The sequence below is a fragment of the Weissella uvarum genome, assembly GCF_016908785.1.
Classification (GTDB): Bacteria; Bacillota; Bacilli; order Lactobacillales; family Lactobacillaceae; genus Weissella; species Weissella uvarum.
Map to the genome: position 1 here is coordinate 78,079 of NZ_JAFBEO010000006.1, position 21,573 is coordinate 99,651.

General features: G+C 37.5%; 22 protein-coding genes. 12 read left to right on the forward strand and 10 right to left on the reverse strand.

The window, feature by feature from the left end; all coding sequences use genetic code 11:
* Positions 1-408 precede the first annotated feature (408 nt).
* Positions 409-501 (reverse strand): putative holin-like toxin, encoded by a 93-nt coding sequence (locus tag JOC36_RS07420; protein ID WP_205145864.1) that lies wholly within the window; start codon positions 499-501, stop codon positions 409-411.
* A 750-nt stretch (positions 502-1,251) separates the two neighbouring features.
* Between JOC36_RS07420 and JOC36_RS07425 the strand changes: the two genes are divergently transcribed.
* From JOC36_RS07425 to JOC36_RS07435, 3 genes are all read left to right on the forward strand, one after another.
* On the forward strand, positions 1,252-2,787 hold the full coding sequence (locus JOC36_RS07425) for an FRG domain-containing protein (protein WP_205145865.1): 1,536 nt from the start codon (positions 1,252-1,254) through the stop codon (positions 2,785-2,787).
* A gap of 515 nt (positions 2,788-3,302) precedes the next feature.
* On the forward strand, positions 3,303-4,613 hold the full coding sequence (locus tag JOC36_RS07430) for a Y-family DNA polymerase (RefSeq protein ID WP_205145866.1): 1,311 nt from the start codon (positions 3,303-3,305) through the stop codon (positions 4,611-4,613).
* Positions 4,606-4,986: a hypothetical protein gene (locus JOC36_RS07435; RefSeq protein WP_205145867.1), complete on the forward strand. Its 381-nt coding sequence runs from the start codon at positions 4,606-4,608 to the stop codon at positions 4,984-4,986. Before JOC36_RS07430 ends, JOC36_RS07435 begins: the two co-directional genes overlap by 8 nt.
* A 421-nt stretch (positions 4,987-5,407) precedes the next feature.
* Here JOC36_RS07435 and JOC36_RS08850 read toward each other — a convergent pair whose 3' ends face one another.
* A complete protein-coding gene (locus tag JOC36_RS08850; RefSeq protein WP_205145868.1) occupies positions 5,408-5,500 on the reverse strand; it encodes a putative holin-like toxin in 93 nt (30 codons plus the stop codon).
* 300 nt (positions 5,501-5,800) lie between these two features.
* Between JOC36_RS08850 and JOC36_RS07445 the strand changes: the two genes are divergently transcribed.
* The 4 genes from JOC36_RS07445 (at position 5,801) to JOC36_RS07460 (ending at position 8,784) form a co-directional block, all read left to right on the forward strand.
* Positions 5,801-6,883, forward strand: coding sequence for a hypothetical protein (locus JOC36_RS07445; protein ID WP_205145869.1), 1,083 nt, complete (start codon positions 5,801-5,803; stop codon positions 6,881-6,883).
* 141 nt (positions 6,884-7,024) lie between these two features.
* Complete coding sequence (locus tag JOC36_RS07450; protein ID WP_205145870.1) at positions 7,025-7,300, forward strand: HU family DNA-binding protein; 276 nt, start codon at positions 7,025-7,027, stop codon at positions 7,298-7,300.
* Between the two features lie 35 nt (positions 7,301-7,335).
* A complete protein-coding gene (locus JOC36_RS07455) occupies positions 7,336-7,488 on the forward strand; it encodes a hypothetical protein (RefSeq protein ID WP_205145871.1) in 153 nt (50 codons plus the stop codon).
* 258 nt (positions 7,489-7,746) lie between these two features.
* Positions 7,747-8,784, forward strand: a complete 1,038-nt coding sequence (locus JOC36_RS07460) for a DNA/RNA non-specific endonuclease (protein WP_239517565.1) — start codon at positions 7,747-7,749, stop codon at positions 8,782-8,784.
* Positions 8,785-8,829: 45 nt separating this feature from the next.
* Here the strand turns inward: JOC36_RS07460 and JOC36_RS07465 are convergent, their stop codons facing one another.
* The 3 genes from JOC36_RS07465 to JOC36_RS07475 form a co-directional block, all read right to left on the reverse strand.
* Positions 8,830-9,588 carry a hypothetical protein gene (locus JOC36_RS07465; protein ID WP_205145872.1) on the reverse strand — a complete coding sequence of 253 codons (759 nt, stop codon included), beginning with the start codon at positions 9,586-9,588 and terminating at the stop codon, positions 8,830-8,832.
* Positions 9,589-9,816: 228 nt separating this feature from the next.
* Positions 9,817-10,485 (reverse strand): hypothetical protein, encoded by a 669-nt coding sequence (locus JOC36_RS07470; protein ID WP_205145873.1) that lies wholly within the window; start codon positions 10,483-10,485, stop codon positions 9,817-9,819.
* A 10-nt stretch (positions 10,486-10,495) separates the two neighbouring features.
* Complete coding sequence (locus JOC36_RS07475) at positions 10,496-11,449, reverse strand: hypothetical protein (RefSeq protein ID WP_205145874.1); 954 nt, start codon at positions 11,447-11,449, stop codon at positions 10,496-10,498.
* Positions 11,450-11,854: 405 nt separating this feature from the next.
* Here JOC36_RS07475 and JOC36_RS07480 point away from each other — a divergent pair, with 405 nt between their 5' ends.
* The 5 genes from JOC36_RS07480 to JOC36_RS07500 are packed head-to-tail and all read left to right on the forward strand — an operon-like array spanning position 11,855 to position 17,241.
* Positions 11,855-12,601, forward strand: coding sequence for a hypothetical protein (locus JOC36_RS07480; protein ID WP_205145875.1), 747 nt, complete (start codon positions 11,855-11,857; stop codon positions 12,599-12,601).
* Between the two features lie 12 nt (positions 12,602-12,613).
* Complete coding sequence (locus JOC36_RS07485; protein WP_205145876.1) at positions 12,614-13,624, forward strand: hypothetical protein; 1,011 nt, start codon at positions 12,614-12,616, stop codon at positions 13,622-13,624.
* Positions 13,625-13,635: 11 nt separating this feature from the next.
* Entirely contained in the window at positions 13,636-15,054 is a 1,419-nt protein-coding gene (locus tag JOC36_RS07490) for a hypothetical protein (RefSeq protein WP_205145877.1), read from the forward strand.
* Positions 15,047-16,876 (forward strand): hypothetical protein, encoded by a 1,830-nt coding sequence (locus JOC36_RS07495; protein WP_205145878.1) that lies wholly within the window; start codon positions 15,047-15,049, stop codon positions 16,874-16,876. The genes JOC36_RS07490 and JOC36_RS07495 overlap by 8 nt, the downstream gene beginning before the upstream one ends.
* An 11-nt stretch (positions 16,877-16,887) precedes the next feature.
* Positions 16,888-17,241: a hypothetical protein gene (locus JOC36_RS07500; protein WP_205145879.1), complete on the forward strand. Its 354-nt coding sequence runs from the start codon at positions 16,888-16,890 to the stop codon at positions 17,239-17,241.
* A gap of 52 nt (positions 17,242-17,293) precedes the next feature.
* On the opposite strand, the gene JOC36_RS07505 is transcribed toward JOC36_RS07500, so the two are convergent.
* The 5 genes from JOC36_RS07505 to JOC36_RS07525 form a co-directional block, all read right to left on the reverse strand.
* Positions 17,294-17,983, reverse strand: coding sequence for a hypothetical protein (locus JOC36_RS07505; RefSeq protein WP_205145880.1), 690 nt, complete (start codon positions 17,981-17,983; stop codon positions 17,294-17,296).
* 472 nt (positions 17,984-18,455) lie between these two features.
* A complete protein-coding gene (locus JOC36_RS07510; RefSeq protein ID WP_205145881.1) occupies positions 18,456-19,700 on the reverse strand; it encodes a tyrosine-type recombinase/integrase in 1,245 nt (414 codons plus the stop codon).
* An 18-nt stretch (positions 19,701-19,718) separates the two neighbouring features.
* Complete coding sequence (locus JOC36_RS07515) at positions 19,719-20,123, reverse strand: hypothetical protein (RefSeq protein ID WP_205145882.1); 405 nt, start codon at positions 20,121-20,123, stop codon at positions 19,719-19,721.
* 146 nt (positions 20,124-20,269) lie between these two features.
* On the reverse strand, positions 20,270-20,416 hold the full coding sequence (locus tag JOC36_RS07520; RefSeq protein WP_205145883.1) for a hypothetical protein: 147 nt from the start codon (positions 20,414-20,416) through the stop codon (positions 20,270-20,272).
* 14 nt (positions 20,417-20,430) lie between these two features.
* Positions 20,431-21,573: CAP domain-containing protein (locus JOC36_RS07525; protein ID WP_239517566.1), on the reverse strand; the 1,143-nt coding region annotated here is incomplete at its 5' end.

Genomic DNA, 21,573 nt, shown 5'->3' on the forward strand with positions numbered 1-21,573 from the left:
GTTGGTAACAATGATGAGGCACGGGTAATAAGCAGGTACTCGACTTGCATAAGTCGGGTAACGATTGTATAATAAATACATAAAGAAAAGCCCAAGTGCTGGAAACACTTGAGCTTCTACAAGTTACTTCAAACGGTGACTGATTAATTGATACATTAACCGCCAAACCGGCTAAAGTTTATGGGCGGTTTTTTTGTGTCTTATTTCTTGTTGGTAACAGGGATGAAGCACAGGTAATAGCAGATACCCGACTTGCATAAGTCGGATAACGATTGTATAATGAATACATAAAGAAAAGCCCAAGTGCTTGGAACACTTGAGCTTCTACAAGTTACTTCAAACGGTGACTGATTAATTACGAAATTAACCGCCTAACCTATCAAAGTTCAAGGGCGGTTTTTTTGTGTCTTATTTCTTGTGCTGGTCGTTGATATAACTCAACAACGCTAACAAGAATGTTCCGAACATTAACATCAATGTTAATGCGTCGTAAACAGACATCTTTAACTGAACTCCTTTCTAAGATTTTGGGGTTTATGGGTATTACACCATAGACACCACCACCTTTCGTGGGGAATTTCAGCCACCGTCCTTTGTTAACTTGTATGTTTATTATACCATCAAACCCATTTCAAAACAAGCTATAAACGTTGATGTATCAGTGTTTATAGCTTGTTTTATATTTTAATTGTAGTTTGACGTGCTGATAGTTGCCAGTCTTGGATTTTACCATCATCTTCTTAGCGATATTGGAACATGTCGTAATAAGTTTACGAAATAGAGAGCGACATGGATGTACTTTCGATAAAAACCACCCGTTTGGACACGAGTGGTTTTTTGCATTTATTTTCATGACATACTTCTCGATGTGCCACGGCCGAAATAGACACAGACTGGAGGTGCATGCCATGTCATTAATCTATTTCGTAATCTAAATTGTGATCAGCGCGGTTGCTGGTGTGATTGTGGAGAAAATTAAACATTACTTCATGAAGTAGTGTTTTGAATGGCGTTGACCATTTAATGATTAGCGCCTTTTTTGTAACCTCTTGAACGTCCTCTGAATGGTCTTACTTATTGCAAGAGACAGATTTTTAAATGCAAATGTTTTATTGTCTTTACCTACTGTTCGATAGATTGTTGAGCTACATGTTATTTAGACGTGCTTTGGGGCTTGACAGGGTCAAGACCTCAAAACCTTCTTTAAATTATTAGGGTATAATAGAATAAGAAAAGTTTAAGGGGATGGATATGGCAGAAAATGTTTCGAACGTTCGTGGAAGTAATTATGAGTATATTGAAGTTGATACTTTACAAGAATTTTTGGATGCGGTACAAAATATTCAACAGCAAGTTGGACATAGTCTCTTGTTTAGAGGTGAAAATGGGCCCTATGAATTTATGCTGCCATCGCTAGATCGTGATAGACCAGTTAGCCTACAAAGTCATGAGTATTATGCACAATTATTACTTGATGCAGTACAAGAATTGCAGGATGACGAAACGCCCTTTGATAAACTAACCCACTTACAACATTATTCTGCAAAGACACGTTTATTGGATGTCACAATAAATCCACAGGTAGGGCTCTTCTTTGCATTGGATGGGGCGGTAGACCGAATCGAAACTGAAAGAAACAATTTGGAAGGTGGGGATGTGGATGATTCAGTCTATGTCTATGTATTTGATGCAGGTGAAAATAATATAAACGTAGAACTGCCCGGGGGGATGGCTGAACAAATTAAAGCCGGTGTGCAGTTTCTACCAAATTCCGATGTTGAGGACTTCATTAGGACTATGAAGCTAGCTATGTCCCCTGCAGCAATGTATCGAAAAATTGTAGAGGGCAATAATACGGATCGAAAGTATTCAGAAGACGTATTTTACAAAAATTATTTGGACTTTTATAATAAAGCGATAATTAAGGTAAATCTTGAGATATCGGAAATTACTCAATCAAAAATCAATGGCACTATAGACATTTTGAAGAACCTTGAAGAATTGGATAAAAACAATGTTGAACAGATGGTGTCTTATCTGAGTGATAAAGATAATTTATGGGGGGATGCTGATGAGCCTGAACACTTAGGATTCTATACTTCTTTTGAAAATGCTATTGAAATCTTCATTCAAGACGATAATGCACACTATGCAGTGTATAAAGCTGTTTTAGAGATGGAGCGTATACTGAGAAAATCAGATAAATTCTTGGCTGAACTTGAAAAAAGTGGACGAATCAACGGCATTAAAATTGATAATCCAATTACTGTGTATGAAGTCTTAACCAATGCTCAAATCTTTAATGCTAAGAAAAATAATGACCGTATTCGGCAACAACAGGGAGCATTTATTTTACCAGCCTTTCCAATAGATAATAAAACAAGAATTGAAGACCTGAATGAGATGAGTCGAAATTTCCAAATACAATACTCTTTAGAAGAAATGATGATTCAATCCATCACGGATGACCAAGAAGAAACACGGTATGTTGACAGCATTAATAGTCAAGCGCTTAAAAACAATCGGCTACCGTCATTTAGTCCAACGGCAGCTAGAACCCGGTTGTATGGTATGCAACAAAATCCTCACCCGATTGCAATCAAAATCACAGGGGTGGAAAATATTAAGAGAATGGAAACACAACTAGAAAGCCTAAGTGTCCATGCTGGTACAATGTATCCTGATATTGAGCACCAGTCGGACTACTTGGTGAAGAAGCTCAGACGAAGCTATCAGGACAATGCTACTAAAAGTGAAAATCAAGCAGCATCTCCTGAAGAATCTTAATTAAAATAGTAAAACCCCTTAGGCATCATTGGAGGGGGTTATTATCACTAAGTAGATTTCTACATGAAGTTAAATGAATTGAATGCGATTATAGCGAAGCAGTACAATTTCGTTACTATTGGTGAACAATAAGCACAAAGAAAAGCTCCTGGATGAACAGGTGCTTTTTTGTTTGTTTAAAATCAATTTTATGTGGATTTAAAGTTAGGTATAAATTATTTGAGCGCAAAAAAGCCGCACTAGGGAGTGCGGTACACGGCCGGAGATAGGCTCTAAGATAACTGAATATGTTGCTAGGGGGGTAGGCATACTCAGTTATCTTATAAAAAGCTACCATTTAATTGGGAGCTAAATATTTGCTATGGGTTTATTATACAACGACTATTAAATTGAAGTCAATATGTATAAATCTTGGACAAATAAACGAAGTGCCGGGAAAATTTTGGTGGTGGTAAATCTAACTTTAACCTATTATAATTAAGTTTAAGTTAATTAATTAGTTGTGAGGTTTGAGTATGTTAGATCCAACAGAACATGAGCCCCAGCGAAAAGTCATGATGATTGACACTAAATCTTTTTACGCCAGTTGTGAATGTGTGGCTTTGGGGATGAATCCAATGAAAACAATGTTGATAGTCATGAGCCAAGCGGAAAATACAAATGGTGGATTAGTCTTGGCTGCATCCCCAATGGCTAAAAAGAACTTGGGTATTAAGAATGTTGATAGGCGTAGAGACGTCCCAGATGACCCTAGGCTCATCATAAAGCCCCCGCGTATGAATTACTATATCGCTATGAACAAGCGCATCAATGATGTCTTTCGTGAGTACGTCGGGGATGATGACCTACAGTTGTACTCAATTGATGAATCACTGCTTGATGTGACGTCTAGTTGGGAGTATTTGAAGTATAGGTTTGGCCAAGATTTGACGATGAAGAAGTTGGCCAGGATAATTCAACTGGAAGTCAAAAATAAGATGGGTTTATATTTAACGGTAGGCATTGGCGAGAACCCAGTCATGGCTAAGCTAGCTCTAGATTTAGAGGCTAAGAAGAATCATTCATTAATTGGTGAGTGGCACTATGAGACAGTCCCAGCAAAGCTCTGGCCAATTACCGATTTAACAGATGTTTGGAGTATTGGTAAGCGGACGGCTAAGACGTTAAACCGATTGGGAATTGTCAGCATGCGTGATTTGGCTTTTTTTGATCCATACCGATTAAAAAAAGAGTTAGGTGTTCGAGGCAATGAATTAACGGCCTTGGCTTGGGGGGTTGATAGAAGTATCGTTAGTCATAAGTACCACCCCAAAGAGAACAGTATCTCTAATAGTCAGGTATTGCCCCGGGATTATTATCTAGAACGAGATATTAAGACAGTTATACGGGAAATTGGTGAGCAAGTAGCTAGTCGTTTAAGAAGTAAACACAAGATGGGTGGAGTGGTGTCGCTGTACATCGGCAGTGCTATGTCAGAAACCGTCCCAGGCTTTTCTGCTCAGACAAAAATTAGCCCGACTAATAACTCTCAGATGATAGTAGATGCGCTTTATAAGATTTTTGATGCCCACTATGAAGGACAAGTAGTTCGGAATATCGGTGTATCTGTAGGCAAGTTAGAGGCTGATGGACATGAACAGCTTGACTTGTTCATCCCCGTGGAAACAAACGTTAAACAACATAAAATTGATTCAACCATTGACGATATCCGACACAAGTTTGGCACAACAGCATTAGTTAAGCTGTCATCAAAGTCTAAGGGTGGAACGATGATTCAACGTGCCGGGTTAGTTGGTGGCCATAATGGGGGTAATGCATATGGATGAAGAAGAACAGTTAGCTAGAGAGAGAGCCAAGTACTTCTTTGAACACGATTATCATGACCGAGGGATGGTAAAATGGCAGGGGTTTTATCTATCTGATCATGTCGAAGATGTAGAGAAGTATACAAATAAGAGAGCAAGAGCAATGGAACAGCAAGAATTAAAGGAAATGACAACAGAAGAGATTACCCAGGTGCTATTTGATGCCTATCGGAATCATCAGCAAGTTGCCTATCAACTTAATCGTAAGGACATCAAGGGAATGTACTCTCCAGTCCTCAAAGGTAAGGTAAATGGCTATATCGATGACGAAGCGTTTATTGGTGCTCAAACCGTGACGATTGCTGATATTAATTATGTTGAGCTAATTGATTAAACGATAGTTGAGATGAAGAACAGTTAATCAGCCGGTAATTGACTTGCATAAAAAAGTGTTTCTATAGTAAGATAAATCTATTAAGGTCACTACACCTAGATAGGCTTAAAATTCAAAGTCTACTTTTACTGAAACACTTTTGTGTTTAAGCATCTCCCAAACTTACTAGAGCCTGGCAAAGTTTACAGAGATGCTTTTTTGTGTCCTTATTTGTTGCTATCAATGGGGATGAAGAATGGTTAATCAGTCGGAACCTGGCTTGCATAAATTGTGTATCGATTGTACAATATAGATATTAAGAAAAGCCCAAGTGCGGGTACACTTAGGCTTTTAGGTTATCTAAACGGTAGCTGACAGTTTATGAAGATTTTAAGCATCTCCCAAACGTGCTAGAGTTTAATGAGATGCTTTTTTTGTGTCCTTATTTCTTGTTGTGATTGTCGATATATTCCAACAATCCAATCAAGAAAGATCCAAACATTAACATAAGTGTTAATGCATCGGATACAGACATGACAGGCTAAGCTCCTTTCTAGTAGATTTTGCTTAAAGGTAATTACACCATAAGCACCACCCCCTTGTGGAAGAGTTCAGCCACCATCTCAAATAACCATATGTGTATTATAACATAAAAACCGTTGAAATGCCGGTGTATAGACGTTCTTAACGGATTAATAATGGATTAATGAAGACATCCCCAGGGTGTCTTTTTTGTTTGTTCAAAAAAATATCTAAACGATAAATATATTGTTTCTGAATGTATGTTTATGTATATTGATTATGAGCATGTGTCATATATTTTGGGGGACAACCAATGATTGAAACAATACGTAAACTTATAGAAGCACTTGGGCCGTTAGTTGATACTTTAGGAAGTATTCTTATAGTCCTATTTATGTCATCGAAATTAGTTCAAAAATGGCAAGTGGTTAAGAACGAAGGTCATCGTGAAGACTTAAGACAGGTCATGCGGTTCCTAAATGATAATTACGCAATCAAGAGCATTGCTAAACAAGAGAAGATGCACAAAGGACAAGCTAAAGTCTTGATCAAAAAGTTTATCGATAATCTACAAAGCAGTGATGTTGGCATTGAGTTAGTCGCATTGGGTAGGGATGCAGATTATACGTTGGAATATATTGAATCAGATAGGTATCTGGACATTGATAAAATGCGTATGATACATGAATTTGATAATTCGTTTGAGCAAACACGTAAGCAATATCAAAGGCAATTAGGAGTGCTTGAGCCAGTAATTAAGAGCATGAAAACTGAGTATGAAAACATTATGTTTGTGTTGATGTGGTCTACAGTGATTTCTTTTGTATGTATTCTGGCGGCCTCTTTTATTTGGGACAATGTACCGGTGGTTCATCAAACTGATTCTATTGCAAATTTGTTTTATCTTTATTTTGTTATATTTACACTTCTCTGCCTTTTTGTGATGCTTATGGCTGGATATCTTGCTATAGCATTTATGATTGAATTTTTATGGTCAGCGTTCTTATGCAGTTCAGTACCAAGAGGACTAATACCATTATGGAAGTTGGTAGATTGGGTTACCAACCACGTATTAACGCGGAGAAAAGTTGAGTGGGTTGATGTGCCTCATACAGAATGGCGCGAAAAGGTAGTCCATAAAACCGGTTGCTTCTGTTTTGCATGGGTATTTATCTTTGTTTTTGGTATTGCAATGGGGATGATTTTCAAAAAGCATATGGCTTCCATCATTGCCGGTACAGGAATTCTTGGTTTAGTGTGTATGGCAGCTATATTGTATCTATCTACGAACCAGTATGAACGTGATCAGGCATACTTAATTGCAGAAGGTAAAGTTGATCCAACAGAGGGTGATGTTAAGCCACCAAAGGAAAAACATCATGGTTCCACAAAATGAAGAAAAAAATCTCTCAGTTTCGTAAATAGGGATTTGTGCGCTAACTTTTATTTTTATCGCTAACCGTTGACTAGCTCTGTTGTCAGACGATAGAATCGTTGTTAAAGCATTAAAAAAATACATTCAAATGGAGAAGGCGAAATGGCAAGTAAGCAAGATTTAGTAAATGAAGTAGCAACCAAGGCTGGATTGACAAAGAAAGATTCTAACGCAGCAGTTGACGCCGTGTTTGAGACAATTCAAAGCAAGTTGGTCGCAGGTGAAAAGGTTCAATTGATTGGCTTTGGTAACTTTGAAGTTCGTGAACGTGCCGCTCGTAAGGGACGCAACCCACAAACGAAGGAAGAAATTGAAATTGCAGCAAAAAAGATTCCTGCTTTCAAGCCTGGTAAGGCATTGAAGGACGCTGTGAAATAGACTAAGGACTGAAACTTCTGGACTACTACCAATTCATGACAGCGTTGAGCATTATTTTCGGTAATGATGCTTTAGTTCATCAAAAAGTAGATAGCTACACAAAATTCTTACAAGTTCATATTCATCATGATGAATACGTTAGTCTGTATGCGGTAGAAAAAGAAGTGCAAACAATCTTGCAGCGTTAATATTGCTTCAAGCATTGTGTTATCAGTAAGGCTTAGGTATAATTTTAAGTAGTAAAGAGCATTTTACGCCAAATGTTTTTTATTTGTGTAATGAAAGTTCTAGGAACATTCGTTTCAACGATATATAGATCACTCGTCTTATAGATGAGTGATTTTTTTTGTCCTTTTTTGGAGATGCATCCCCTTTTTTTGCTTTACCTAAAATTTCTCGCTTCTATGGGATAATGATTAAGTAATGAATGAAAAGGGTGTAAGCACATGAAATTGAAGAAGAATATATATATAACAGTTGGCTCAATTGCAATCTTGCTGCTTGGGGCTACACATGACGTATTTGGGGCTTCTATGGGTCGCTGGGCGTTCCAAGGGGATTCTATTGTTCAGAGTGCCACTAAACAGGTAAAGTCCTCTAAGGACAAGCTACAGCAGAAAACAGAGAGCAATAATAAGGCAAAGGGTAAAGGTGGACTCTTTGCCGGTATTTCAACCGATAGTCAGCGTGATCACGATAATATGGTTGCTGGTATCAATGGTGAGGTAAAGAAGTCCAAGAAGTATAAGCCATCCCCGGAAGAGGATAGTAAGCAAAAAGATGCGGAGCAGGCGCAAAAACAAAAGGACCTGCCAACAATCAATGCTGAGTTAGCCAATTCAGTACTCACACCAAATGTTAAACAGCAATTGGGCAATGTGTCATATAGTGGTTACGGGGCCTTTGATGTGAAAGGTGGGCACTCAGACTTAAACACAAATGTTACTAGTGCACCTTATGTCCACAATACACTGGATACAAAAGACCGGGTCGCTAAAGCAGATGCCTTGTTGAATAAGTCTAGTCGTCAGTATAAAAGTAGAGAAGAGACTGGCAACGATAAGAAGATGACACCACCTGGATTCAAAAACCAGAGAACTGGGGATGCCTTTAACATGTTATACAACCGGGGCCATGTTATTGGTTATGCGATTGCTGGTAGCATTAAAGGATTTGATGCTTCAGAGGCAAACCCTAAAAACATCGTGACTCAAACAGCCTGGTCTAACCAAGCATCTATGGGGGATTCAACTAATCGGGGTCAAAACTACTATGAAAGCCTTGTTAGACAAGCGCTAGATAAGAACATGCTAGTAAGATACCAAGTCACACCGATTTATGATCAAGACAATATCGTACCATCAGGGATGCACATTCAAGCTAAGTCACAAGATGGCGCACTAGACTTTAATGCTTTTGTGCCAAACGTCCAACCTGGTTATGTGATTGACTATAAGACCGGGGATGCCAAGAAAGCAGAATAAAACAGCATAAAAAAAGCACCTCATATCAAATGGGGTGCTTTTTATTTAGGCCTTGGCTGAATCCTTAGATTTTTTTTTTGCTTTTTCTTTGTCACGCTCTTCTTGTAGTTGGTAGCTGACTTCATGTAGACGAACAATTTGATCAAGCTTCAACTTAGAGTAGCGGGTACGGTCAGGACTATCAAATAGCTTATGTGCTTCATCGGGTGTAATATCCGTAATGTTCACAACAGCTTGAGAACCGTACTTTTGCGCTAAGTCAAATAGTTCACGATAAGTTGACTTAGACTCCTCTTCAAACTTTTCAGGGTCTTTGCTGTATAGCCAACGCTCATTATAGGCGTTAGATGCGTAAAGATTGAGTAGCATACGGATTGGTTCTAAAGGATAGGTATCCAATAGCTCATCTTTTGGAACGCCTTTATTCAAGCGGCTACGTAAGCGGCTGAAAGAGATATTGTTAATTCCGTATTCTTCAAGAACGTCTCCTCTTAGGTAGTGCTTATCCAAAGAGATGAGCTCATAAGCAGCAGACTCTACATAATCTACTACAGAGGCAGTAGGGAAAGTATCTTTCTTAGCTTCGTACTTGTCCAAGTAACGTAACATGCGCTTAATAGTAAGCCATGCAACAGGGTAAGTGACGTCATCAGTCTCTTCGTAAGCTTTGGCCATGTTAGTGAGTGTTTGATAAGTGATCCCGGATTGTTTACTTAACTGCATTAAACTCTTCGACTTAATATCACGCATCAACACAATATAGAAACTTTTAATTTGGTTATCTATGATTTCAGCGTATCGCATAAAGTATAATTCCTCTTTTTATTTGTAGTAATAATTATGATTCATAATATGCTGGACGTTTTTAGTGAACGATTTACAGTAATTACTGTTAAAAACACCTTAAACTGGGGCATCAAAGTATAGTTTATCTTATTTTTGCCGAAATTACACGTGCTAGCGCGGTTTTTCCATCGCAATTTGACGATAATAAGGCAGTTATACTGATAATTAAAAGAAAGTGCTATAGCTTTATAAGCATGACGAATACTTTGAGTGAGTTAATGACATGAATTCATTAAGAATAATTGGTTTATCTGAATATGCTGATGGATCCATACTGATGTCAGGTCGTACTGATAGAGGGACATTTGTCAGCGTTTGACCTAAGACCTCGCCATATGGATGTCCAATTACTAAGTGAGGCTTTTCATCAAGGGGATGCATAGTTCCAAGGATGACACTGTTCTTTGCTAAAAAAGATGGCTCCTGGGCGAAAAAGATTGTACGCTCCTGTGATTGTTCAATGCCATCCGTTAGTCGTTGTATGGCTGCTGAGAATCTTTGTTCATTTTGCTTCCCGTGTACAAAGCCTAAGAGGTTCAATACTTCTCCAGCCGCTACTAGGGGGATGGCATAAAGCTCCATATTTGTTTGAGCTAGATAACCATTCACTAAAGCCTCAACACTACCAAACCCATTTACAAAGTTCTTGAGTCTCCTAGGTGTATCGTTAAAGGATACTGGGATAGTTTTATCAGTATACAAAGACTGTATGCTATCGTCTCTAAAGATGAACACCACCGTGTAATAACATTGGGGATTACGTTTTGCCTGGTCTAAGTAATTGCTAACTTTGTTTAACAAGACGTTAATTGCCTCTGTACTATTATCATATTCAATTTCAATTTTGTGTATCATGTCTGCCTCGCTATACCTCGGTGTCTGCATGCTTCAAACGTGAAAAGAGACCAGTCCCAAAGTCCTCGGTATCATTATTGGTATGGCTGTGCAATTCAGATGATTCATCAGAAGAGATAGGTTCAACACTATCTTCGATAGAATCTAATTCTGTTACTTTATTATGGAGATGCACAGAGGGGATCTCTGGATTATCTGATAAATCGTCAGAAGAACTTGCACCTAATTTCAATCGTTCAAGTGTCGGGTTATTCTCTTCTATATCTAACTGATTTACTACTGTATTTATAGCAGATGCCCTCATAGGGGCCACACTTTCAATATGTTCGGATTCAGATGAACTATGTAACGCTTCATCAATACTGTTGTATGATCCATCCTGTAAAAGAATATCCATACATTTTGATATGTTGAATGGTATTGCAGAATCAGACGAATCAAACGTCAGAGTAATATCTGGAATGAATGTATCCACATTTGAATTAACCTGAAATACGTTCAAGTTGTATAAGTAAGAACGCAAAAATTGATTATATCCTAGTAAGTCAAAGCCACCGTTTTCTACAACATATTGACTCTTAGTTATTTCAATCAACAAGTTAAAAAAACTAAACTTAACAGCAGAAACTAGATTTTTATGTTCAGAATAATTACCCATATCAGATATATAACCATCATTAAAATAACTAGATAATGATGTTGCCTTGGAACCTAAACTATATAAGACTGTTTTAATTGGACGGTTAATTCTGTGTGAATTAAGTAGATTAGATTCTGCCCACTTATAGATAGTTGCTCTTGAAATAGAAGACTCGTTATTCACTAACCCCTTATACAGTTTTTGCAGTTGATACATATTTAACCCATCTGTTTTGGACAACAAAATCAGCAAATTGATGTGTACAGGTGACAACCTAACCTTGCCTGTATTTGTTGCTAATATTTTTTCACTTGCTATTACCATAGAAGTAAGACCTCGCTTGTATTTATTTGTGACTAACAACGTTGAAATGACGCTAATTCACAACAATAAGAGACTTTTACTTTGTATACGAAATGGAAAACATGATGTACACGTAAAGCTCTTAAAAAGACTAAGAAAATAAACTTAAAAGACTAAGAAATATTATTGAGAAGACTAAGAAAGAACTTGTTAATGTTTAAGAAAATAAAACGTTTCCTAATCGCTAATCTCTTTAAAAGCTATATTATCATTAACTGGAAAATTAAATTGGCAATAAAAAAAGGCACGATTTAATTTTCCAGTTAACTCTCTTTTTATTAAAAAGGGGCTTTTTTTGATTTGAACAATAAAAACAAAACTAATGAGATAATTAATATAACGAAAAATTGGAAGGGATTATTTTGTATGAGAACAAAAAATAGTGACAGCAAAATTGTCGATGAGACAATAGAAACAGCTGAAAAAGTTTCAAGTAAATTGAATAGTTTCATCGTAAAAGGAAGTAGAACATTTACGTATACAGACTATAGTCAATATCGTCGTGCAAATTTAAAACTACAGGTCATTTTTGGTGTTGATCTATTCCTGACATTTGGTTTTATTTTTTCACCTGGTGGACTATTTAACGCATTGTATTGTATTCAGATTTTACTTACTGGTGTAGTCATTTGGAACATGACAACTAAGGCATCAAAACTTTTAATGATGAATAAAGAAAATAAGCGGAACTTAAAAATGTATGGAATTTCGCTCAAGAATGTTGAAATATCTGACGTAAGCAAGAAAATTCATAAGATAGCAGAAAATATGAATATTGCATATACGTCTGAAGTAATACCAGTACCTGTTTTCTCTTTAAAGAATCTACTTTTTTCTAGAGCAAACCCGTATGACGATGAAGTAATATTCCCGGTAATTGATGCTCATTTACAGATGAGTTCACAAGTATCAACTTTGATTCAAAATGGAGCCAAAGTTGGAGTAGTGATTACTATCCCAATCGAATTAGAAGAGAAATTTTTAACAAAATATCCTTCAGCTAAAGTTATGGAGGATGCAGTATACGATAAGCCTACTTGGGTTGACCGATTAGCATTTAAAGAAATGGTATACCCATTCCAAGAAGAATATAAAACATTATTAATAGACTAAGGAAGTGATTAGATGAAGTTGCAAATCCCCACAGTCACACCGACTGAATTAGCAAACGAAATAGATAGCATTTGGAAAAATATAAACAATCCCCAATCACCTGAATTTCATAAATTCCGACTATATCTACAAACAGCTAGAATTACTCTTATTGATCATCTAGTTGAAAGCAATTCAAATGATGATGATTTGGAATCAGAAGTACTGCAAAATATTACGGATTTCATTTGCTCAGATGAGATGAACAAACTTATGTTACAAGCTGCTTATTCAGTTTATGCTAAAGGAATTAGTGTTGGTTTGACGAACCTTTATCAGATTTATAATGGTGAAAATAATCCTGCTTTGATAATTTTGTCAGCAAAAGAACAATTTCCAATTTATTATCCACAGTTCTTACTCAATCAAGCCTCAGATAAACAAGTCTTTGATAATTGGACTAAAAACAGTAGAACAGATAATTTAATTAGCGCTTTCCATGAGAGCAGATATTTTGATAAGTCAATTAAAGATGCTAAAAAGCACATTATTGAACCTATGTTGAAGTTAGGGTTGTATACAGGTGCATCTTATATACGGGAAAAGTACTATACACCAAAAAGCAATGATAGTGAGTACTTTATTGGTAAAGAGTTTCCCGAAAGTTTCTTCCCAATTGGAACGCAAATAATGGGAAAGACCATTTATTTTGATCATGATATTCAGATAGTAACGTTATATGAGTCTGTAGTGAGTTATACGTCAGATGTTACTTTGAACACTATAGGTACATTAACAATCACTGCAAATAGTGAACGTAATAATGGATGGAAATTAACGCATCAAACTATGGAATCAGTAACAGAAGATAACGCTAGTGATAATGAACTTGTTTTATATTTCTCAGGCCAACTAAGGTTAAACAAGGTACGTGTTGATGCATATCTTGAAGAATATGTACAAGCAAACCTTGGAAAATTCCTAGGGGATTTTATAGGCAAACAAAACACAACCTATAAGAGAATTAAGTTTATTGCAGAATAGAGGTGAGAGCATTGGGAAATGAAGTATCCCTGTTATTAGCTATGAATGAAGGCATGGCTGATAACATTCAAAGTGCTATAGATATGGTTCCTGGAAATTTAGTAGTTTGTAATACCATTGATAATGCAAATAATCTTAAAAGGGCTGTTCTTCAACAGAATCCAGGCGTTGTTCTTATGCAATTTGATCACTTATTAAATAGCGCTAAGGATAATGCAAATGACATAATCAGCACAATTCAATCCATTATGCTGCATAGTGTAGACGATGTTAGATTTGCAATCATTATTTATGGCACAACTTTGAATTCAGAAATATTGACTAACTTAGTGTATTTGGGTGTCAAAGATATTTTTGTACAGCAAATGGGAGAAGGATTGCCAATTAAGGATATGCTGATTCAATTGAGCGAACCAGCTAATAATAAAAATGTGAATGCATTGAGGCAAAAATATCCGCCCAGACAACAATTGAATAATTCAATCCCACCAGAAATACCAAATGATCCAGCACCAGAAATACCTTTGGAAAAACCTATTGTTAACAAAAAAACTAAGGTAGTAAAAACCAGTACTGGTAACAAACAAACTCAAGATAGAGATCAAACTAAAACACCAAAACGGGTTGATGTAAAACGAGCAACTGTATCGAGCGCAAAAGAACAGGAACCAAAACCATTTACACCTGTACCTAAAAAGAAAAAAGTTGCAGTCGTCAAAGAATCTAAGCTCAAGAAAGAAAAAACTAGAGAATTGATACCAGTATCTAACGTTTATGAAAAACAAAATTCTGGCCATCATTCTCTTATGCGCTTTGATGTAAAAAAATTATTAAAAGGGGCGCTGATTCTGGTGCCCGTCATATTAATGTTCGCTTTGTTTACATCTTGGCCAACCGTTACACAAGCAGTTAGTGAAAATGTTAAACCATCGTATGACTCTTTGATGGAGAAGAAAGAATACGAAAAAGCAGCGGATAAGTATCCTAAAAATGTGAATAAGACCGAAACACAGGTTTTAAGCGATGCTGATTTATCACCCGAGAAGATAAAATCGATTTTGGGTAAAAAGGAGTTCGACACGGCCGATACGATTGAGTTTGACCGAGATTTTCTTGATAAAAATTATTCTGATGCATACCAGGTATTGAAAAATCAAAATTTTCCACGTATGAATGGATTACATGCGCAAATGGCATCTTATTCGTGCTTAGTTGATGGCGACTTTGATAATTCTGAAAAGTATGCGGAGATGGCTAAAGATAATGATCTAAAAGATAAAGCTATAGAGCTTAAAAAAATTAGCGATAAAAATAGCGAATATAAGAAGGCTTTAAAAGAAAAAGACTTATCAAAGAAAGACCGGAATAAATTAGATCGAGCAATTAAACAGCAAGACAAGATATTAAATGAGGTAAGAAAAAATGGTTAAAAAGAAACGAGTTCTAGGTAGTAATTCTTTAAACGTTAAGAAGTATTTTGATAACGCAACACCTAAACAAAAATTTGCTGCTTTGGGTGGTGGAGCTACTTTATTAACGGGTGTCGGCCTTTATCAGGCAAACGCTACAGAAAAAGAGCAATCTAATAAAAATAGTGATGCAAGTAAGGCATCTTCTAAGGTCACAGATGAATATGATTTGAACGGTAAACCAAAGAAGAAAAATGATTTGGAACGTTTAATAAATGGAAATACTAAGGATAAGGATAAGACGTTATCACGTTTGACAGGCGATAATAGTTCAGAATCAACCTTGTCTGATTTATTAGGTTCAAACGACAAGGATATGGATACCAGTAAAGATGCTGATAATGTTCTTGCTAAACTGAAAGATGAAGAAACTTCAAAAGGTAATACTAATGGCTCTGAGACACGTTTATCAGGACAAAGTACCGGTATGCCAAGTGTTAATATGGATTCAGGTAAGACGAGAGGTAATAATGTAACAATCAAGCCAATTGTAAACAAAGAAAACTCAAGGCCAAAAGTTAAGACAGGTGGATCCAACGAGAATAAAACTGTTACGCCATTGGTAAAACCTGATAATAATGTAAATCAAAATAAAGGCGATAATACAGTTCCATCAGTTCCAAACGGAGGAAACCAGGGCGGAGGTACAACGACACCGCCAACAATCCCGGATAATGGTGGTAACCAAGGTGGAGGAACGACAACACCACCAACAACCCCAGATAAGGGTGGAAACCAGGGCGGAGGTACAACGACACCGCCAACAATCCCGGATAATGGTGGAAACCAGGGCGGAGGTACAACGACACCGCCAACAACCCCGGACAATGGTGGTAACCAAGGTGGAGGAACGACAACACCGCCAACAACCCCGGACAATGGTGGTAACCAAGGTGGTGGAACGACAACACCGCCAACAACCCCGGACAATGGTGGAAACCAAGGTGGTGGAACGACAACACCACCAACAACCCCGGACAATGGTGGAAACCAAGGTGGAGGAACGACAACACCACCAACAACCCCGGACAATGGTGGAAACCAAGGTGGTGGAACGACAACACCACCAACAACCCCGGACAATGGTGGAAACCAAGGTGGAGGAACGACAACACCACCAACAACCCCGGACAATGGTGGAAACCAAGGTGGAGGAACGACAACACCACCAACAACCCCGGATAATGGTGGTAACCAGGGCGGTGGAACGACAACACCGCCAACAACCCCGGACAATGGTGGTAACCAAGGTGGTGGAACGACAACACCGCCAACAACCCCGGACAATGGTGGTAACCAAGGTGGTGGAACGACAACACCGCCAACAAACCCGGATAATGGTGGTAACCAGGGCGGTGGAACGACAACACCACCACCAACCCCAGATAACGGTGCCAACCAGGGTGGAACCACACAAGTACCGGAAGGATTATATACTGAATCAGATTCAGCTGGTATAATTAAATCTATTACAGTTAATGAACTTAAGCCTGAAAGCTTAAGCAGTGGAAAACAAGTTGTTCAATTTGAATACAACGGTACCCCTGATAGTAAAAATTTCGGAAAGGAACTACAATTACCAACAGATTTTAAAATCTCAGGTGCTAAGAATATTAAGTTGATTGCACCAGATAAATTTCGATCACCCGACTCAGCAGGTGGTGTGCCAGGTAAATACTACGGTGTTGGCGAATTAGTTTATTATGTTGGCGATAATACAGAAGATCGGTTCAATCAAGAGTATCGAATTCAAGTCGTAATTCTGTATAATTCAAAAAAGTAGTTATTTAAAATATGTTAGATAATGATGATGTCTTGATTTTTTTTATCGGCCAGATAGGTGACTATACGCTGCTTTTTCAAGCTGGTTATACAAATCTATGCAATCATAAACTAGCGATGAAAACACTAGAGGTCTTAAAAAGTCACATCAAGGATATGCGATTAGACATGGTTGAAGGTAAATTAGTATTGGGCGATGAATATGAACCTAAAAACTTTATACTGCTATCAAATCATTTGTTCTCAGTAAGAGAATATAAACTATCTCAGGAAGATATAGATTCATTCTTAGGATTTGAGAGATATGCTATTATCAGTTTCTCAAATTGGACAGTGCATGCTAAAGGATCTTTAAGTGAAGTCTGAAATAAACCCCCATAACTATAGACAAAATGTCTAATAGTTATGGGGGCTTTTATTATTTAGCATCTTTTTTTATCTGTTGATACATTCTTACCATATTCACTTGAGATATGTTGTAATTATCCCAATCAAATTCGCTTCTATTTTTAAATTTAGAAAGAGTACCTAGCGATATTCCTGTATTTCTAGCGATTTCTCTTAGAGAAAAACCGGCCGGAAAACTATTGAAAAATGCTCTAACAAATTCAAATTTTCCATTCGGCCGTGCTTCAATTAGTTTATTAGCGTCTTGGAACATTTGATTATACTGAACGAAACGCCGATCATGTTGTAATAGGTTAAAAAGTAGTAATACTTTCTTATAATTTAGGCTCCAAATACTGTTATCGGATGGATCAGTATTATGACGTCGCTTTACATTTGTTATAGCAAGGGTGCTAATTCTTAATTCAGAAAAGCCAAATTCAAGCGCAAGGGAATAATTAGTCAGAGGTGATGTTAGGAAGAATTCAATTTCAGTTTGCACATTTGCAACTGCTTGGTTTATTCGCTGTTGTTTTAATCCATCCGAAATACTAGCGACAAACCTGGACTGTTTTGCAGCCATAGCCCAAGTTGTTCTAGTGATTTTGTCAGATGTGTACTGACTTATAGAGTCCATTGAAAGATTAGTCAACCTGGATAGGTCTTCTAGGCTGACATCAGATTTACGTTGGTCTTTGAGAAATGTTTGAAATTCTAACACCGCATCATGAATAATAGGCACTTCAGGTGATCTGGTAGAACTATCTTGTAGAATAGCAAATTTTTCATCGTCTGTGACTTTGTCTTTAAGTTTAATGATAACACCTCCAGAAAACGTTCATTTTATCCAGTATACCGTAAATATCAAATTTTAAAAACCAGCGGTTCATTGGTTTAGGCTTTTTAAAGTATCTGTAATTAATATATGTATATTAATTACAGATACTTTTCCCAAAAAAGGCTATAAATAGGCATTTTAGTAAGAAACTACACAGTTATATACGTCTGCATTTTCTAAAGTTAGGTTAAACCTAACTGTGAATAATGGTATCTGTTTGATTAAATGCCCAAAACACATATTCACCATAACTGCTAAGAGTAGGTTGGCGTTTACGGTATAATAAATAAAATGAACACTAATGTTTGCGCTTCATCTTTGATAAAAAAAATGGCCACCAAAGTGGCCATGTTCTCTATTCTAATTTATCCGCAGCATCTAACAAACGTCTTTGCTCTTCATCACTTGAATGCATATAGACTTCCGTAGCAGAACTAGTTGTCTGACCCAAAGCTTGTTGTATTTCAGTGACTGACGCTCCAACATCAAGCAATCCCGTTGTGAATGAGTGCCTGAACTTGTGAGGACTAGTTGCTTTACCAAACGCAGAGCTATACTTATGAATAATAGTTCTAGCTCCATTGGCTGTAAGCGGACGAACACGTCCCTGGTAAATACTCAAGAACAAAGCATTATAAACAAACGGATCATCATAACCCTCATACTTAGCATCAAGATACTTCTCACGTCTTACATCCAGGTAGTCCTTTAAGTAACCAACAGCTGAGGCCTGAATATTCACATCTGTTCGCACGTTTTCCTTACGCTGTACATTCTTAATCACCAAATCATCCAAATCAACTTGATCTACACTAATAGAAAGCGCCTCAGAAATTCTCATACCTGAAAATTCCAGTAGGGCAAACAAAGCAATATTCCTTTCCAGATTAAGCATATGCTTTTGATAGGCAAGATTATCATTACCGTTCCTGGTCTTTGTGTCTATGGTATCTAAATAGCCGTTCCGCATAAAATTAAATAAATCCAAAGACTCTCTCTTGGTGTACATCTGATCCATAATTCGTGCACGCTTAGTGGCCACATTTTCTCTTTGTTGATAGACAGGTGCTTCAGCACCTTCCCAGGGCGATATTTTAAACGCACTGTATCTAGAATCTCCGCCTTTCTTCAATGCAACTTTTTTGAGATAGGTGAATAATGCACGATTAGCATTCAATTGGGTAGTAACATATCCCTGTGAACGCTTCTCTAACTGTGATTCCAAAGTAACCAGGCGGCTTTTATCCTTAGTTGCTTTCATAGCGGCCAGAATTTGGTCATTGTGCTTGCTTTCTTTAGGCTCATCCAATAGAAAGCCCCAGTATTCTTCAATATCCTGGGTACTAATCTGGCCAAAATCTTCTAATGTAATATCCTGGATACGGCTTTTGTTAATAATAGAATTATTAAGCAACCAATCCAGAAAATCCTTAATCGCATATATTCGTGTCTTTTTTGTAGAAGGGGCTAGATTTGTCTCAAAATACTCATTAATGAAGTCTGGAAAGTGTACTTCTTCCAATTTCTTTTCTACAGTATCAGTAGTAGTGGCAGTCTGTGCCTTTGCTAAATCAACTTTAAACTCAGGTTTTTGTGTCATATTATTCACCATTTTAAATTAAAACAAGGATAGGTCTTCCCAAATAGGCTGTTTCTTATCAGTCAAAGAACTATCATCGCTGGTATGTTTCTCTACAACGTCCACAGAAGGCTTACTATGTCCATCCCGGGTGCTTTTAGCAGAAGTTGTATCTTCATTAACTGATTGTCTCTTACGCGTTTTAGCTTGCTCAGGAACTGTTATTTCATTTAATAGATAGCCAGATCTATCAATATCATTCTGGCCAATGCGATAAACTTCATCAGAGTTCAAATCCTGGATTAAATATTCAGGGACGTACTTATTAAGCCACTCTGACTCAGGAATAATCTTAATTATCTGGCCTTTAAACTTTGGTGTTGTGCCTTGAGCCGTAGAAGTCGCATAAACACCAACAACCTCATCCAATTTATGATATATCACGTGCATAGCTCCAAATCTAAATTTTTACTCTTCACCTTAATTATAACACCTTTCTGTGTTTAATACTATAATATTAACTACAGAAACATCTCAAAAATAAAAGAGCATTTGCGATTTACAAATGCCCTCTCGTGACCATGTGGCCATTAATTTTGTTTTCTTTGTAAAGCCATACGGTACATTTCATCAATGCTTTTAAGCGCTGCTTCTTTAGTCATCGGCTTAACATTACTAAACCGTTGCTTAGCTAAATCTGATTTCTTTATTACGTATACAAACGAAACATTAGACATATAAGTTACTTCCTTTAAAAATCTAAGTACTCTTGGACACCACCGTTAAAGTCTACATAAACCACAAGGCTACCGTTAAATCCTTGAGACTTCATTACGGCAACACCTGTACCAACATTAATCATCTTACGGTCAGTTTGGATTTTATCGTGACCAGCAGAACGCTTGAATTGCTCTAAGATTTTTTTTGCAGCTGATTCGATAGATACACGACCACTACGTACATCATCAATCTTGATAGGAATTACAAGCATATTTTCTTGTGGCTTCACAGATTCCAATCCTGACTTCTTTAGTTGCTCATCGATATCTGAAACATAGTCCTTATGGGCACCACTCTCAACCAAAATCTGGCCGTTTGCAGCACGATTTGCACGATCTTGGGCAACAATAGACATATCCTTATCCACTGATAAAGCAGGTGCATTCAATGACTTACGGTATTCATTCAATTGCGTATTAAATGATGTCTCAATTGCAGACAAGGCCTCTTCTTCTGTTAATTGTACATTACCTTGGTTCTCAGAACCAGGGTTTGATTCTGGCGTTGTGTTAGACTCTGGCAATGCTTCTGAACCAGGGTTTGACTCTGGTGTTGTATTTGATTCTGGCAATGCAGTTGAACCTGCATTTGACTCTGGCGTTGTATTAGACTCTGGCAATGCTTCTGAACCAGGGTTTGACTCTGGTGTCGTATTTGATTCTGGCAATGCTTCTGAACCAGGATTTGACTCTGGCGTTGTATTAGACTCTGGCAATGCTTCTGAACCAGGGTTTGACTCTGGCGTTGTATTAGACTCTGGCAATGCTTCTGAACCAGGGTTTGATTCTGGCGTTGTATTAGACTCTGGCAATGCTTCTGAACCAGGATTTGACTCTGGCGTTGTATTAGACTCTGGCAATGCTTCTGAACCAGGGTTTGATTCTGGCGTTGTATTAGACTCTGGCAATGCTTCTGAACCAGGATTTGACTCTGGCGTTGTATTAGACTCTGGCAATGCTTCTGAACCAGGGTTTGATTCTGGCGTTGTATTAGACTCTGGCAATGCTTCTGAACCAGGATTTGACTCTGGCGTTGTATTAGACTCTGGCAATGCTTCTGAACCAGGGTTTGATTCTGGCGTTGTATTAGACTCTGGCAATGCTTCTGAACCAGG